The sequence below is a fragment of the Pseudomonas oligotrophica genome (assembly GCF_021726475.1).
Taxonomy (GTDB): Bacteria; Pseudomonadota; Gammaproteobacteria; order Pseudomonadales; family Pseudomonadaceae; genus Stutzerimonas; species Stutzerimonas oligotrophica.
On sequence record NZ_JAKJRU010000001.1, the window covers coordinates 271,256 to 287,211 of the forward strand.

General features: G+C 66.3%; 16 protein-coding genes. 14 read left to right on the forward strand and 2 right to left on the reverse strand.

Annotated elements, in window-relative coordinates:
• Positions 1–8: 8 nt before the first annotated feature.
• From L3N39_RS01285 to L3N39_RS01350, 14 genes are all read left to right on the forward strand, one after another.
• Entirely contained in the window at positions 9–881 is an 873-nt protein-coding gene (locus tag L3N39_RS01285; protein WP_237255406.1) for a ParB/RepB/Spo0J family partition protein, read from the forward strand.
• A gap of 135 nt (positions 882–1,016) precedes the next feature.
• Entirely contained in the window at positions 1,017–1,415 is a 399-nt protein-coding gene (locus tag L3N39_RS01290; RefSeq protein WP_237255407.1) for a F0F1 ATP synthase subunit I, read from the forward strand.
• Positions 1,416–1,431: 16 nt separating this feature from the next.
• Complete coding sequence (gene atpB / locus L3N39_RS01295; protein ID WP_237255408.1) at positions 1,432–2,286, forward strand: F0F1 ATP synthase subunit A; 855 nt, start codon at positions 1,432–1,434, stop codon at positions 2,284–2,286.
• 57 nt (positions 2,287–2,343) lie between these two features.
• A complete protein-coding gene (atpE, locus tag L3N39_RS01300) occupies positions 2,344–2,571 on the forward strand; it encodes a F0F1 ATP synthase subunit C (protein WP_041110347.1) in 228 nt (75 codons plus the stop codon).
• Between the two features lie 94 nt (positions 2,572–2,665).
• On the forward strand, positions 2,666–3,136 hold the full coding sequence (locus L3N39_RS01305; RefSeq protein WP_237255409.1) for a F0F1 ATP synthase subunit B: 471 nt from the start codon (positions 2,666–2,668) through the stop codon (positions 3,134–3,136).
• Positions 3,137–3,148: 12 nt separating this feature from the next.
• Positions 3,149–3,685, forward strand: coding sequence for a F0F1 ATP synthase subunit delta (locus tag L3N39_RS01310; protein ID WP_237255410.1), 537 nt, complete (start codon positions 3,149–3,151; stop codon positions 3,683–3,685).
• Between the two features lie 15 nt (positions 3,686–3,700).
• Positions 3,701–5,245 (forward strand): F0F1 ATP synthase subunit alpha, encoded by a 1,545-nt coding sequence (gene atpA, locus L3N39_RS01315; RefSeq protein WP_237255411.1) that lies wholly within the window; start codon positions 3,701–3,703, stop codon positions 5,243–5,245.
• Positions 5,246–5,295: 50 nt separating this feature from the next.
• The gene (gene atpG, locus L3N39_RS01320; RefSeq protein WP_237255412.1) at positions 5,296–6,162 is read left to right on the forward strand and encodes a F0F1 ATP synthase subunit gamma; all 867 of its coding nucleotides are present in this window, start codon (positions 5,296–5,298) and stop codon (positions 6,160–6,162) included.
• Between the two features lie 30 nt (positions 6,163–6,192).
• Positions 6,193–7,569, forward strand: coding sequence for a F0F1 ATP synthase subunit beta (gene atpD, locus L3N39_RS01325; protein ID WP_237255413.1), 1,377 nt, complete (start codon positions 6,193–6,195; stop codon positions 7,567–7,569).
• 75 nt (positions 7,570–7,644) lie between these two features.
• Positions 7,645–8,073: a F0F1 ATP synthase subunit epsilon gene (locus L3N39_RS01330; protein WP_237255414.1), complete on the forward strand. Its 429-nt coding sequence runs from the start codon at positions 7,645–7,647 to the stop codon at positions 8,071–8,073.
• 226 nt (positions 8,074–8,299) lie between these two features.
• Positions 8,300–9,664 (forward strand): bifunctional UDP-N-acetylglucosamine diphosphorylase/glucosamine-1-phosphate N-acetyltransferase GlmU, encoded by a 1,365-nt coding sequence (gene glmU, locus L3N39_RS01335; protein WP_237255415.1) that lies wholly within the window; start codon positions 8,300–8,302, stop codon positions 9,662–9,664.
• Positions 9,665–9,763: 99 nt separating this feature from the next.
• The gene (locus L3N39_RS01340; protein ID WP_237255416.1) at positions 9,764–10,546 is read left to right on the forward strand and encodes a DeoR/GlpR family DNA-binding transcription regulator; all 783 of its coding nucleotides are present in this window, start codon (positions 9,764–9,766) and stop codon (positions 10,544–10,546) included.
• Positions 10,547–10,548: 2 nt separating this feature from the next.
• The gene (gene glmS / locus L3N39_RS01345; RefSeq protein WP_237255417.1) at positions 10,549–12,384 is read left to right on the forward strand and encodes a glutamine--fructose-6-phosphate transaminase (isomerizing); all 1,836 of its coding nucleotides are present in this window, start codon (positions 10,549–10,551) and stop codon (positions 12,382–12,384) included.
• Between the two features lie 182 nt (positions 12,385–12,566).
• Positions 12,567–12,980 carry a DoxX family protein gene (locus L3N39_RS01350; protein WP_237255418.1) on the forward strand — a complete coding sequence of 138 codons (414 nt, stop codon included), beginning with the start codon at positions 12,567–12,569 and terminating at the stop codon, positions 12,978–12,980.
• A 7-nt stretch (positions 12,981–12,987) separates the two neighbouring features.
• Here the strand turns inward: L3N39_RS01350 and L3N39_RS01355 are convergent, their stop codons facing one another.
• Positions 12,988–13,533: a biliverdin-producing heme oxygenase gene (locus L3N39_RS01355; protein ID WP_237255419.1), complete on the reverse strand. Its 546-nt coding sequence runs from the start codon at positions 13,531–13,533 to the stop codon at positions 12,988–12,990.
• Positions 13,530–15,932 carry a response regulator gene (locus tag L3N39_RS01360; protein WP_237255420.1) on the reverse strand — a complete coding sequence of 801 codons (2,403 nt, stop codon included), beginning with the start codon at positions 15,930–15,932 and terminating at the stop codon, positions 13,530–13,532. The genes L3N39_RS01355 and L3N39_RS01360 overlap by 4 nt, the downstream gene beginning before the upstream one ends.
• Positions 15,933–15,956 lie beyond the last annotated feature (24 nt).

A 15,956-nucleotide genomic window follows, 5' to 3' on the forward strand; every position in this document is an offset into this window, starting at 1 on the left:
GAATTCTCATGGCGACCAAGAAAAGAGGCCTGGGACGCGGACTGGACGCGCTGCTCGGCGGCTCCAGCGTCGCGGCGCTGCAGGAGCAAGCCGCCCAGGTCGACAGCCGCGAACTGCAGCACCTGCCTCTGGACCTGATCCAGCGTGGCAAGTACCAGCCACGCCGCGACATGGATCCTGCCGCGCTCGAGGAACTGGCCAGTTCCATCCGCGCCCAGGGCGTCATGCAGCCCATCGTCGTGCGTTCGCTCGACGGCGGGCGCTACGAGATCATCGCCGGTGAACGCCGCTGGCGGGCCAGCCAGCAGGCGGGCCTGGAAAAAATCCCGGCGATGGTGCGCGACGTGCCGGACGAGGCGGCGATCGCCATGGCGCTGATCGAGAACATCCAGCGCGAGGACCTCAATCCGGTCGAGGAAGCGCTGGCACTGCAACGCCTGCAGCAGGAATTCCAGCTGACCCAGCAACAGGTCGCCGACGCGGTGGGCAAGTCGCGGGTGTCGGTGAGCAACCTGCTGCGCCTGATCGGCCTGCCGGAGGAGATCAAGACGCTGCTGTCGCACGGCGACCTGGAAATGGGCCACGCCCGCGCGCTGCTCGGCCTGCCGGCCGAACGCCAGGTCGAAGGGGCGCGGCATGTTGTCGCACGCGGGCTGACCGTGCGCCAGACCGAGGCGCTGGTACGCCAGTGGCTGAGCGACAAACCGGCGCCCAAGGCCGAGACGAAGGCCGACCCCGACATCAGCCGTCTGGAGCAGCGCCTGGCAGAGCGCCTGGGCTCTCCGGTGCAGATCCGCCATGGCGCCAGGGGCAAGGGACAGCTGGTGATCCGCTACAGTTCGCTGGACGAATTGCAGGGCGTACTGGCCCACATCCGCTGATACAAAGTTTTTGTAGTGCCGGTCGGAAAAAACTACCGAACGGTTGAACAGGTGGTGCCCTGCTCCTATACTCGCCGCGCTTTTTTGGGACTGCGGCCAGCAGCCAGGCGCATCTCGATACCGCGGTGGATACCGGTGAACATACGCAACAAGACACCCTTCCATCGCCTGCCGGCGTTCCGCGGCCTGGTGGTCCAGGCGCTCGTGGCGCTGGCTGGGACGCTGCTCTGCGGCGTCGTGTTCGGGGTGGTGGCCGGTTACTCGGCGTTGCTCGGCGGTCTGATCGCCCTCTCGGCGAATGCGTATTTCGCGTACAAGGCCTTTCGTTACTTTGGCGCGCGTTCGACCCGGGCGATCATCCAGTCCTTCTGGGCTGGGGAGATGGGAAAACAGATTCTGGCAGCAGCGCTGTTTGCGCTGGTGTTCGTGGGGGTGCGACCGCTGGAGCCGGTTGCCTTGTTCGCTGGCTACGTGCTGGTGCTGGGCACCGCAGCAAGCGCGCTCCTGCTGATGAAAAACAATCCGAAGCATTGAGCATTGAGGCGCGCATATGGCGAGTACCCCGGCTGAATATATCCAGCATCACCTGCAGAACCTGACCTACGGCAAGCTGCCGGCCGGTTACGAACGCGCCGATGGCGCGGTCCTCGAGCAGGCCACCTGGACCATCGCCCAGAACGGCGCCGAAGCCCGCGAGATGGGCTTCATGGCCGTGCACCTGGATACCCTGGGCTGGTCGGTGCTGATGGGCCTGATCTTCATCCTGGTGTTCCGCTCCGCGGCCAAGGCGGCCACCTCCGGCGTGCCGGGCAAGCTGCAGAATCTCGTCGAGATGTGCGTCGAGTTCGTCGAGGGCGTGGTCAAGGACACCTTCCACGGCCGCAACCCGGTCATCGCTCCGCTGGCCCTGACCATCTTCGTCTGGGTGTTCCTGATGAACAGCCTGAAGTGGATCCCGGTCGACTACATCCCGGGCATCGCCGGCCTGGCCGGCCTGCCGGCGTTCAAGATCGTGCCGACCGCCGACCCCAACGGTACCTTCGGCCTGTCGCTCGGCGTGTTCATCCTGATCCTGTTCTACAGCGTCAAGGTCAAGGGCTTCGGTGGCTTCACCAAGGAACTGGCGTTCACCCCGTTCAACCACTGGTCTCTGGTGCCGTTCAACCTGTTCCTCGAGATCCTCGGTCTGCTGACCAAGCCGCTCAGCCTCGCACTGCGTCTGTTCGGCAACATGTACGCCGGTGAGGTGGTGTTCATCCTCATCGCACTGCTGCCGTTCTACGTGCAGTGGACCCTGAACGTGCCTTGGGCGATCTTCCACATCCTGGTGATCCCGCTTCAGGCCTTCATCTTCATGGTACTGACGGTGGTGTACCTGAGCTCTGCCCATGAAGAACATCACTGAAACCCACCAAACGCTTTAAACCGAAAAACCTTAACCCCTTAGCTTCAGGAGCTTTACATGGAACTCGTCTACATCGCCGCTTCCCTCATGATCGGTCTGGGTGCTCTGGGCACCGGCATCGGCTTCGCCCTGCTGGGCGGCAAGCTGCTGGAATCCACCGCTCGTCAGCCTGAGCTGGCTCCGCAGCTGCAGACCAAGACCTTCCTGATGGCCGGCCTGCTCGACGCCGTACCGATGATCGGCGTTGGTATCGCGATGTACCTCATCTTCGTTGTCGCCGGTTAATCATTTTTCCGGTTTGAGATGGGGTTCGCCGGGCGAGCCCCGTCGCCGTGGAATGACTCCCCGCGTTGAACGAGATAGCACGAGGTAAACCGCTGTGAACATTAACTTGACGCTGTTCGGTCAAACGCTCGCCTTCGCTATCTTCGTCTGGTTCTGCATGAAGTTCGTCTGGCCGCCGATCACGGCCGCCATGAGCGCACGCCAGAAGAAGATCGCCGAGGGGCTGGATGCGGCAGGCCGCGCGCAGCAGGACCTGAAACTGGCTCAGGACAAGGTGACCAACACCCTGCGTGAGACCAAGGAGCAGGCTGCCCAGATTCTCGAGCAGGCGAACAAGCACGCCAACGCGATCATCGAGGAAGCCAAGCAGCAAGCCCGTGCCGAGGGCGAGCGCCTGGTAGCCGGTGCCCGCGCCGAGATCGAACAGGAAGTGAACCGTGCCAGGGACCAACTGCGCAGCCAGGTCGCGGCTCTTGCCGTCGCCGGTGCGGAGAAGATCCTGGAGTCCCAGGTGGACGCCAAGGTACACAACGAACTGGTCGAAAAACTGGCCTCCCAACTCTAAGCGAGGCAAGCGATGATCAATACCCAGACGCTTGCTCGGCCCTACGCGAAAGCCGCTTTCGAGTTCGCCAGCTCGGCCGGCCAGACTCAGGCCTGGTCGAAGATGCTGAATCTGGCTGCCGTCGCTGTTGAAGTCCCCGAAGTCCATGCGTTGCTCAACGATCCGCGCCTGACCAGCGACAGCAAGGTCGAGGTGCTGGTTCGTGTGCTTGGCAACGATGCGGACGAAGCCTTCCGCAATTACGTCAGGACCCTGGGCGAGAACGATCGCCTGGCCGTTCTGCCGACCGTGTGGGAGCTGTACGAGGACATCAAGGCGCAAGCCGAGAAAACGCTCGAGGCAGAAGTAGAAACTGCCTACGAGCTCAGCAACGAGCAACTCCAAACCTTGGCTGCCGCCCTGTCCAAGCGGCTAGATCGCACCGTCAACCTCCAGCAGGCCGTGAATCCTGCGCTGATCGGCGGCGTACTCATCCGCGCCGGTGACGTGGTTGTCGACGGTTCGGTCCGCGGCAAACTGAGCCAGTTGGCCGAATCGTTGAAATCCTGATTTGAGGGTCATGGCATGCAGCAACTGAATCCTTCCGAGATTAGTGAAATCATCAAGCAGCGCATCGAGAGTTCGAATGTCGCTGCGCAAGCCCGCAACGAGGGCACCGTCGTCAGCGTTTCCGACGGTATCGTACGCATCTACGGTCTGGCCGACGTCATGTACGGCGAGATGATCGAGTTCCCTGGCGGCATCTTCGGCATGGCCCTGAACCTGGAGCAGGACTCCGTCGGTGCCGTGGTTCTGGGTAACTACCAGGGCCTGACCGAAGGCATGAGCGCCAAGTGCACCGGTCGCATCCTCGAGGTTCCGGTCGGTCCGGAACTGCTGGGTCGCGTGGTCGACGCACTGGGCAACCCGATCGACGGCAAGGGCCCGATCGATGCCAAGCTGTCCGACGCGGTCGAGAAGGTCGCTCCGGGCGTGATCTGGCGTAAGTCGGTCGACCAGCCGGTGCAGACCGGCTACAAGTCGGTCGACGCCATGATCCCGGTAGGCCGTGGCCAGCGCGAGCTGATCATCGGCGACCGTCAGATCGGCAAGACCGCCCTGGCCATCGACGCCATCATCAACCAGAAGAACAGCGGCATCCGCTGCGTCTACGTGGCCATCGGTCAGAAGCAGTCGACCATCGCCAACGTGGTACGCAAGCTGGAAGAGCACGGCGCCCTGCAGAACACCATCGTGGTGGCTGCCTCGGCTTCCGAATCCGCTGCGCTGCAGTACCTGGCTCCCTACGCCGGCTGCACCATGGGCGAGTACTTCCGCGACCGCGGCGAAGACGCGCTGATCGTGTACGACGACCTGTCCAAGCAGGCCGTGGCCTACCGCCAGATCTCCCTGCTGCTGCGCCGTCCGCCGGGCCGTGAAGCCTACCCGGGCGACGTGTTCTATCTCCACAGCCGCCTGCTGGAGCGTGCTTCGCGCGTTTCCGAGGAGTATGTCGAGAAGTTCACCAACGGTGCCGTGACCGGCAAGACCGGCTCGCTGACCGCGCTGCCGATCATCGAGACCCAGGCCGGCGACGTTTCCGCGTTCGTTCCGACCAACGTGATCTCGATCACCGATGGCCAGATCTTCCTCGAGTCCGCCATGTTCAACTCGGGCATCCGCCCGGCGGTCAACGCCGGTATCTCGGTATCCCGTGTCGGTGGTGCGGCGCAGACCAAGATCATCAAGAAGCTGTCCGGTGGCATCCGTACCGCCCTGGCCCAGTACCGTGAACTGGCGGCCTTCGCCCAGTTCGCCTCGGACCTCGACGAAGCCACCCGCAAGCAGCTCGAGCATGGTCAGCGCGTCACCGAGCTGATGAAGCAGAAGCAATACGCGCCGATGTCCATCGCCGAGATGTCCGTGTCGCTGTACGCCGCCGAGCGTGGCTTCCTGACCGACGTGCCGGTAGCCAAGGTTGGCGCCTTCGAGCAGGCCCTGATCGCCTTCTTCAACCGCGAGCTCGCCGACCTGATGGCGAAGATCAACGTGAAGGGTGACTTCAACGACGAAATCGACGCAGGCCTGAAGACCGGCATCGAGAAGTTCAAGGCCACTCAGAGCTGGTAAGCCGCAGCGGGAGCCCTCGGGCTCCCGCCTGCTAACCCGAAAGGTGTCAAATGGCAGGCGCAAAAGAGATTCGCAGCAAGATTGCGAGCATCAAAAGCACGCAGAAGATCACCAGCGCCATGGAGAAGGTGGCGGTCAGCAAGATGCGCAAGGCACAGATGCGCATGGCTGCCAGCCGTCCCTACGCGGAGCGGATCCGGCAGGTGATTGGCCATCTGGCCAACGCCAACCCCGAGTACCGTCACCCGTTCATGGTTGAGCGTCCGGTCAAGCGTGTCGGTTATATCGTCGTGTCTTCCGATCGTGGCCTGTGCGGCGGCCTGAACATCAATCTGTTCAAGGTCCTGGTCCGCAGCATGAAGGAATGGCATGACCAGAAGGTCGAAGTCGACCTGTGCGTCATCGGCAACAAGGGTGCGAGCTTTTTCCGCAGCTTCGGCGGCAACGTCGTCGCGGCGATCGGCAACCTGGGCGAGGAGCCGTCGGTCAACGACCTGGTCGGCAGCGTCAAGGTCATGCTGGACGCCTTCAACGAAGGCCGCCTGGATCGCCTGTACCTGGTTTCCAACAAGTTCATCAACACCATGACCCAGAAGCCGACCATCGATCAGCTTCTGCCGCTGGCTGAAGTCGAAGACGCGCAGTCGGTGAAGAAGGGTCAGTGGGACTACCTCTACGAGCCGGATGCCCAGCTGCTGCTGGATGCCCTGCTGGTTCGCTTCATCGAGTCCCAGGTCTACCAGGCGGTAGTTGAGAACGGCGCAGCCGAACAGGCGGCGCGGATGATCGCCATGAAGAACGCAACCGACAACGCCGGTGATCTGATCAGCGATTTGCAGCTGGTCTACAACAAGGCCCGTCAGGCTGCGATCACTCAGGAAATCTCGGAAATCGTCGGCGGCGCTGCCGCGGTTTAAGAACGGTTCAAATATTCAGAGGAACCAAACATGAGTAGCGGACGTATCGTTCAAATCATCGGCGCCGTTATCGACGTGGAGTTTCCGCGCGATCAGGTGCCGAACGTCTATGACGCGCTGAAAGTACAAGGCGCGGAAACCACCCTGGAAGTCCAGCAGCAGCTGGGCGACGGCATCGTCCGTTCCATCGCCATGGGTTCGACCGAAGGCCTCAAGCGTGGCCTGGACGTGACCAATACCGGCGCAGCCATCTCCGTTCCGGTCGGCACCGCCACCCTCGGCCGCATCATGGACGTGCTGGGCAACCCGATCGACGAAGCCGGCCCCATCGGCGAAGAAGAGCGCTGGACCATCCACCGCGCGGCCCCGTCCTACGCCGAGCAGGCTGGCGGCAACGACCTGCTGGAAACCGGCATCAAGGTGATCGACCTGGTCTGCCCGTTCGCCAAGGGCGGCAAGGTTGGCCTGTTCGGCGGCGCCGGCGTGGGCAAGACCGTGAACATGATGGAGCTGATCCGCAACATCGCCATGGAGCACAGCGGTTACTCCGTGTTCGCTGGCGTGGGCGAGCGGACTCGTGAAGGTAACGACTTCTATCACGAGATGAAGGACTCCAACGTTCTGGACAAGGTCGCCCTGGTCTACGGCCAGATGAACGAGCCGCCGGGCAACCGTCTGCGCGTGGCCCTGACCGGTCTGACCATGGCCGAGAAGTTCCGTGACGAAGGCCGCGACGTTCTGCTGTTCGTCGACAACATCTACCGCTACACCCTGGCCGGTACCGAAGTGTCCGCGCTGCTGGGGCGTATGCCGTCGGCGGTGGGTTACCAGCCGACCCTGGCCGAGGAAATGGGCGTCCTGCAGGAGCGCATCACCTCCACCAAGGTAGGCTCGATCACCTCCGTGCAGGCCGTCTACGTTCCCGCGGACGACCTGACCGACCCGAGCCCGGCGACCACCTTCGCCCACCTCGACGCCACCGTGGTTCTGTCGCGTGACATCGCCTCCCTGGGTATCTACCCGGCGGTCGATCCGCTCGACTCCACCTCGCGCCAGCTGGACCCGCTGGTGATCGGCCAGGAGCACTACGACACCGCTCGCGGCGTGCAGTACGTGCTGCAGCGCTACAAGGAGCTGAAGGACATCATCGCCATCCTCGGCATGGACGAACTGTCCGAAGCCGACAAGCAGCTGGTGTCCCGTGCCCGTAAGATCCAGCGTTTCCTGTCCCAGCCGTTCTTCGTGGCCGAAGTCTTCACCGGTTCGCCGGGCAAGTACGTGCCGCTGAAGGAAACCATCCGTGGTTTCGCCGGCATCCTCAATGGCGACTACGATCACCTGCCGGAGCAGGCGTTCTACATGGTCGGTTCCATTGACGAAGCCATCGAGAAGGCCAAGAAACTGTAACTGGCGCACCCGTTCACGGGTGCGGTCCCAGCCTGACCGGCCAGCGCCGGCCAGGCTGACTACCGAGGCATGAATATGGCTATGACAGTCCATTGCGACATCGTCAGTGCGGAAGAAGAGCTGTTCTCGGGGCTGGTGGAAATGGTCATCGCCCACGGGAACCTCGGTGACATCGGTATCCTGCCGGGCCACGCGCCGCTGCTGACCGATCTCAAGCCCGGTCCGGTGCGAGTGATCAAGCAGGGTGGCGACGAGGAGATCTTCTACATCTCCGGCGGCTTCATCGAAGTGCAGCCGAACATGGTGAAGGTGCTCGCCGACACCGCGACGCGCGCCAAGGACCTCGACGAAGCCGCCGCCCAGGCTGCCGTCAAGGCTGCCGAGAAGGCCCTGCACGAGAAGGGTGCGGAGTTCGACTATGGTTCCGCCGCCGCTCGCCTGGCCGAGGCCGCAGCCCAGCTGCGTACCATCGAGGCACTGCGCAAGAAGTACGGCCGGCACTGATCGGTTCGCCGCTTCATCGCGCATGAGTAAAAGGGTAGCCTTGGCTACCCTTTTTCTTTGCCCGCAGGTTTTGCCCGGCGTGTGCCGGGTGCGCCGCGCGCAGCGATGAACCGTTCGACGTCCGCGGGTGCGCATGGCGCGCCCGACGCGGATGCCGGCGACAGCAATTTCCACCCGTAGCCGTTTAACCCCGGGCCGGTTCCCGGGTCGTTCAGGATCCGCTCTTATGTCCCTCGATATCGTTATCCTCGCCGCCGGCCAGGGCACCCGCATGCGTTCCGCCCTGCCCAAGGTGCTGCATCCCGTGGCCGGCAAAAGCATGCTGGGGCACGTCATCGATACTGCCCGCGCGCTGCAGCCGCGCAGCATCCAAGTGGTGATCGGCCACGGTGCCGAGCAGGTGCGCGCCCAGCTTGGCGCCGATGACCTCGCGTTCGTCCTCCAGGCCGAACAGCTCGGCACCGGCCATGCTGTGGCCCAGGCGCTGCCGCAGCTCGGTTCCGAGCGCGTGCTGATCCTCTACGGCGACGTCCCGCTGATCCAGGCGCAGACGCTGGAGCGCCTGCTGGCCAAGGTCACTGCCGACCAGTTGGCGCTGCTGACCGTCGAACTGGCCGATCCCACCGGCTATGGCCGTATCGTCCGCGATGAGCGGGGTGAGGTGCAGGCGATCGTCGAGCACAAGGACGCCAGCCCCGAGCAGCGCGCCATCCGCGAGGGCAACACCGGCATCCTGGCGGTGCCCGGCTGCCGTCTCGGTGATTGGCTGGGCCGGCTCTCCAATGGCAACGCCCAGGGCGAGTACTACCTCACCGACGTGATCTCCATGGCGGTCGCCGAGGGCCTGCGGGTGGCCACCGAGCAGGCGCAGGACGCGATGGAAGTGCAAGGCGCCAACGACCGCATCCAGCTCGCCGAGCTCGAGCGCCACTACCAGTGGCGCATGGCGCGGCAGCTGATGGCGCAGGGCGTCACCCTGCGCGACCCGGCGCGTTTCGACGTACGCGGCGAGGTCAGCGTCGGCCGCGACGTCAGCATCGACATCAACGTGGTGCTCGAGGGCCGTGTGCTGATCGAGGATGGCGTACGCATCGGCCCGAACTGCGTGATCAAGGACAGCACCCTGCGCCGCGGCGCCGAGGTCAAGGCCAATTCGCACCTGGAAGGCGCCGAACTGGGCGAGGGCGCCGATTGCGGGCCGTTCGCCCGTCTGCGTCCGGGCAGCCGGCTGGGGGCCAAGGCGCACGTCGGCAACTTCGTCGAATTGAAGAACGCGACGCTGGGCGACGGCGCCAAGGCCGGGCACCTGAGCTACCTGGGCGACGCCGAGATCGGTGCGCGGAGCAACATCGGCGCCGGCACCATCACCTGCAACTACGATGGCGCGAACAAGCACCGCACGTCGATGGGCGAGGACGTGTTCATCGGCTCCAACAGCTCGCTGGTCGCCCCGCTGAGCCTCGGGGATGGCGCCACCACCGGCGCCGGTTCGACCATCACCGAGGATGTGCCAGCGCACAACCTGGCGCTCGGCCGCGGTCGCCAGCGCAACATCGAGGGCTGGCAGCGGCCGCTGAAGGACAAGCGCTGAGCAGGCGTTGCCCCGGTTGGGCAGGCACGCGGCCGCTTGCCTAGCCGGGACCGCTTATGTTTTGATTCGCGCCATTAAATTTCGAATCGAAACTTATACATGTCGAAGCGCAACACCCCACAGCGCCGCCACGCCATCCTCGCCTTGCTCGCCGAGCGGGGCGAGGTGGGTGTCGACCAGCTGGCCCGGCGCTTCGAGACTTCCGAAGTCACCATCCGCAAGGACCTCGCCGCGCTCGAGAAGAACGGCCTGTTGCTGCGCCGCTACGGTGGCGCCGTCCCCTTGCCGCAGGAGCTGATCGGCGACGGCAGCCAGCCCGTCTCGCCGTGGAAGCAGGCGATCGCCCGCGCGGCGGTCGGCTGCATCCGCGAGCATGCGCGCATCATCATCGATTCGGGCACCACCACCGCGGCGATGATCCCCGAGCTCGGCCACAAGCACGGGCTGGTGGTCATGACCAACTCGCTGAACGTGGCCAACGCCCTGCGCGAGCTGGAACACGAACCGGTGCTGTTGATGACCGGCGGGACCTGGGACCCGCATTCCGAGTCGTTCCAGGGCCAGGTCGCCGAGCAGGTGCTGCGCTCCTACGACTTCGACCAGCTGTTCATCGGCGCCGACGGCATCGATCTCGAGCGTGGCACCACCACCTTCAACGAGCTGCTCGGGCTGTCGCGGGTCATGGCCGACGTGGCGCGCGAGGTCATCGTGCTCGCCGAGTCGGACAAGATAGGCCGGCGCATTCCGAACCTGGAGCTGCCCTGGAGCAGCCTCCACACCCTCATCACCGACGAGCGCCTCAGCGACGAGGCGCGCGCAAGCATCCAGGCCCGTGGCGTCAGACTGATCTGCGCGGCCCCAGAGCATCAGCAGGAGAACTGACCATGTGTGGCATCGTGGGCGCCGTCGCCGAACGCAACATCACCGCCATCCTTCTCGAGGGCCTCAAGCGCCTGGAATACCGCGGCTACGACAGCGCCGGCATCGCCGTGCTGGACGCCGCCGGCCAGCTGCAGCGCCTGCGCCGCTCGGGCAAGGTCGCCGAGCTCGAGCAGGCCCAGCAGCAGGCGCTGCTGGTCGGCCGCCTGGGCATCGCCCACACCCGCTGGGCCACCCACGGGGCGCCGTGCGAGCGCAATGCGCACCCGCATGTCTCCGGCAGCGAGCTGGCGGTGGTGCACAACGGCATCATCGAGAACCACGAGGCGCTGCGCAGCCAGCTCAAGGCGCTCGGCTACCAGTTCGTCTCCGACACCGACACCGAGGTCATCGTCCACCTGCTCAACCACAAGCTGCAGGCCTGCGGCGACCTGGCCGCGGCGCTGAAGGACGCGGTCAAGGAACTGCATGGCGCCTACGGCCTGGCGGTGATCAACGCCGGCCAGCCCGACCGCCTGCTGGCCGCGCGCAGCGGCAGCCCGCTGGTGATCGGCCTGGGCCTGGGCGAGAACTTCCTCGCCTCCGACCAGCTGGCGCTGCGCCAGGTCACCGACCGCTTCATGTACCTGGAGGAGGGCGACATCGCCGAGATCCGCCGCGACAGCGTGCAGATCTGGGACGTCGACGGCCAGCCGGTGCAGCGCGAGGTGGTGCAGTACCACGAGGGTGCCGAAGCGGCCGACAAGGGCGAGTACCGCCACTTCATGCTCAAGGAGATCCACGAGCAGCCGAAGGTCGTGCAGCGCACCCTGGAAGGCCGCCTCGGCGATCGCCAGGTGCTGGTGCAGGCGTTCGGCCCGCAGGCCGCCGAGCTGTTCGCCAAGGTGCGCAACGTGCAGATCGTCGCCTGCGGCACCAGCTACCACGCCGGCATGGTGGCGCGTTACTGGCTGGAGGAGTTCGCCGGGATCCCCTGCCAGGTCGAGGTCGCCAGCGAGTTCCGCTACCGCAAGGTGGTGGTGCAACCGGACAGCCTGTTCGTCACCATCTCGCAGTCCGGCGAGACCGCCGACACCCTGGCCGCCCTGCGCAATGCCAAGGCGGCCGGCTACCTGGCCAGCCTGGCGATCTGCAACGTCGGCATCAGCTCGCTGGTGCGCGAGTCGGACCTGACCCTGTTGACCCAGGCCGGCCCGGAAATCGGCGTGGCCTCGACCAAGGCCTTCACCACCCAGCTGGTCGGGCTGCTGCTGCTGACCCTGGCGCTCGGCCAGGTGCAGGGCCGCCTGGCCGCCGATGTCGAGGCGCAGCTGGTCGAGGAACTGCGTCGCCTGCCGACCCGCCTGGGCGAGGCACTGGCGATGGACGCGGCGGTGGAGAAGATCGCCGAGCACTTCGTCGAGAAGCACCACACCCTGTTCCTCGGCCGTGGCACCCAGTACCCGGTGGCGATGGAAGGCGCGCTCAAGCTCAAGGAGATCTCCTACATCCACGCCGAGGCCTATCCGGCCGGCGAGCTCAAGCACGGCCCGCTGGCGCTGGTCGACGCCGACATGCCGGTGGTCACCGTGGCGCCGAGCAACGAGCTGCTGGAGAAGCTCAAGTCCAACCTGCAGGAAGTGCGCGCCCGCGGTGGCGAGCTGATCGTGTTCGCCGACGGCGGGGCCGGCTTCGACAACGGCGAGGGCACCTTCCTGGTGAAGATGCCGCATATCCACGACGCCCTGGCGCCGATCCTCTACACCGTGCCGCTGCAGCTGCTGTCGTACTACGTCGCGGTGCTGCGCGGCACCGACGTCGACCAGCCGCGCAACCTGGCCAAGTCGGTGACCGTGGAATAAGCGGGGCGGCCGACCACGCGGCAGCAGCAGCAGCGCCGCATCGGGCATCACCGGCCCGGCCGGCGCGTTGCGCTGGTCTATGCTGAGGAGGCTCCCGCGTCGGCCGGGCCTTGGCGCAGCGGAGCATCCACGCCTGCCGGCCGGATGGCTGGCGGGCCGAGTCCGATCGTGAGGGCTGCCCCATGCGCTACGCACTGTTCGAGAACCAGAAGAGCGGCATCATCCTGCTGGCGCGGGTGCTGCTGATGCTGCTGTTCGTCGTCTCCGGCTGGAGCAAGCTGGTCGGTTTCTCCGGGACCAGCGCCTACCTGGCCTCGCTGGGCGTGCCGGCGCCGATGCTGGCTGCGGCGGTGGCGGTGATCATGGAGTTCTTCGTCGCCATCCTGCTGCTGCTGGGCTTCTACACCCGGCCGCTGGCGTTTCTCTTCGCCCTGTTCACCCTCGGCACCGCGCTGATCGGCCATGACTTCTGGAACATGGTCGACGCCGAGCGCGCGGCCAACATGACCCAGTTCATGAAGAACCTCAGCATCGTCGGCGGCCTGCTGCTGCTCGGCGTGACCGGCCCGGGGCGCTTCTCGCTGGACGGCCGCTGAGCGCGCTTCAGCGCAGGCTGCGTTCCAGCCGGGCGGCGGCGGCGAAGCGGCTGAAGACGGCGCCGGCAGCGGCCTGCAGCGCGGCCTCGTCGCAGTACGACGCGCGCGCCTCCAGGCGCTGCAGGAAGCGCGGCCACAGCGTCTCGCCAGCCGCATGGCCGAGGTAGCGCTGCGGCCGCTCGGCCGCACCCTGGCGGACCCGCTGCAGCAGTAATTGCGCACCCAGCCGCGAACCTTCGAGCACGTAGGCGGCGCCCCAGAACGCCCCCTCGTCGTCGCCCAGCGCAACGAAGGGGGCGGGCGGCGGCGCTTCGTCCAGTTCGGCGAGGTCGGCGAGCAGGGCATTGCTGCGGCAACGCTGTGGCCAGTCCGGCAGGTGCGCGGTGGCGGCACTGGCGCCCAACGCCTGCTCCAGGGCCGGAATCACCCGGGCATGGGCGCGCAGGAAGCGGCGGTAGTCGTCGGCCTGCTCCAGGCGGAACGCGCTGAAGGCCGCGTCGACCTGCCGATGCAGCGCGGCGGTGGCGTTGCGCAAGCGCGTGCGGCAGTTCATCGACGCGGATTGCCGTCGTTCAGCGCGTGCAGCAGCTTGCTGGCCAGCTGTTCCTCGCGGAACGGCTTCTGCACGATGACGGCGCCGTCCAGGCCCAGCTCGCCGAGTTCGGCGTAACCGGAGATGTACACCACCGGCAGCCCGGCGTGGCGCGCCCGTACGGTGCGCGCCAGCTCGCCGCCGTTCATCCCGGGCATGGCGAAATCGGCCAGCAGCAGGTCGACGCGGGTGCCGTTGGCGAGAATCTCCAGGGCGCGCACGCCGCGGTCGGCCTCGATCACCCGGAAGCCCAGGCGGTCGAGCATCTGCGCCGTCACCTCGCGCACGCTGTGGTCATCGTCCACCAGCAGGATGGTGTGGCACGCACGCGGTGCCGGCGGCGAGGCTTCGCCGCTGGCGGCGCGCGCTGCAACCGGTGCCGTCGCGGCGCGTGGGAGAAACACCCGTACCGTGGTACCGGCGCCCGGTGCGCTCTCGATGCTGGCGCCGCCGCCGGACTGCTTGGCGAAGCCGAACACCTGGGCCAGGCCGAGCCCTGAGCCCTTGCCCACCTCCTTGGTGGTGAAGAACGGCTCGAATGCCTTGCGCATCACGTCCTCGCTCATGCCCGTGCCGTTGTCGCTGACGGCCAGCACCACGTAGTCGCCCGGCGGCGGGTCTTCCGGCCGTGCCGGCGGCTCCACGAGGCTGCGGTTGCCGGTGCCGAGGACCAACTGGCCGCCGCTGCCCATGGCGTCGCGGGCGTTGATCGCCAGGTTGAGGATGATCATCTCGATCTGCGTCGGGTCGACCATCGCCGGCCAGAGCTCGGGTTCGGTGTCGGTGATGATGCTGACGCTGCCGCCCAGCGAGCTCTGCAGCAGGTTGAGCATGCCGACGATGGTGTCGTTGAGGTTGACCGCCTTCGGTGCCAGCTGCTGGCGCCGGGAGAAGGCCAGCAGCTGACTGGTCAGGGTCGCGCCGCGCTCGCCGGCCTCGCGGATGTAGTCCAGCCGTGCCAGCAGCTTGGTCGTCGGCGCCCCGCCCTGCAGGTCGTGGCGCAGGAAGCTGGCGCTGGTGAGGATCACCGTCAGCAGGTTGTTGAAATCGTGGGCCACGCCGGCGGTGAGCTGGCCGACGGCCTCCAGGCGCTGCATCTGCTGCAGGGTGGCCTCGACGCGCTCGCGCTCGCCGATCTGCTCGAGCAGCTGGCGGTTGGATTCGGCGAGCTTGTCGATGGTGGAGATCTCGCGGGTGATGTCGCGCGCCGCCGAGTAGATGCGCCCGGCATCCGGCACCGCGTTCCACGACAGCCAGTGGTAGCTGCCATCGGCGTGGCGCATGCGATTGACGAAGCGGTTGCTGACCTGGCCGGCGGCGATGCGCGCGGTTTCCTCCAGCGTCGCGTCGAGGTCGTCCGGGTGCACCAGGTCGATGGTCCGCCCCTGCATCAGCTGCTCGCGCGGCCAGCCCAGGGTGCTTTCCCAGGCCGGGTTCAATGCCACTGGCGTGCTGTCGAAGCGGCTGACCACCAGCAGGTCGCGGGACAGCTCCCAGGTGCGGTCGCGCTCGCGGGTACGCTGCTCGACGCGCTCGCCGAGCGCTTCGTTCATCTGCTGCAACGCCTCGGTGGCGAGCTTCTGCTCGGTGATGTCCATCACCACGCCGATGAAGCGCACGCAGCGGCCCTGCTCGAAGAACGCCTGGCCGCGGGTCTCCAGCCAGCGCAGGCTGCCGTCCGGATGCAGCACCCGGTAGGTCTCGGCAAAATCGCCGTCCTTTTCCCCGGCGATCGCCGCCTGCACGCTGCGGTGCAGGCGTGGCGCATCATCCGGGTGACACAGACGCTCGAAGGCCGGCATGCTGATCGGCGCGTCCGGTGCGAGGCGGAACATCGCCCGGCAGCGCTGATCCCAGAGCAGCGTGTCGCTCTGCGGCTCGTAGTCCCACATGCCCATGCGCGCGGCATCGATGGCCAGGCGCGCGCGGACCTCCACCTCGCGCAGGGCCTGCTCGGCGAGCAGCCGGCGGCGTCGCTCGTTGATCTCGCCCAGGGCCCGCTCGACTGCCTTGGGCAGGAAGCCGAGGTTCTGCTTGAGCACGTAGTCGACGGCGCCCGAGCGCATCATCTCCACCGCATGCTCCTCGCCGTAGACACCGGAGAGGAAGATGAACGGCGTCTGCGGCGCCAGGCGGCGGGCCAGCTCGAGCGCCTGGGCGCCGGAGAAGCCCGGCAGGATGTAGTCGGCCAGCACCAGGTCGAATTCGCGGGTCTGCAGCGCGCGGAGCACGCTGTCGTGGTCATAGGCCAGTTCGGCGTCGAGGACGAAGCCGCTGCGCTCGAGGGTGATCTGCGCCAGTTCGGCGTCGTGCGCGCTGTCCTCGATGAACAGGATCCGGATGTTTTTGGTTGCAGGCATTCGCCGTCCTGTATGCGGAGCTTG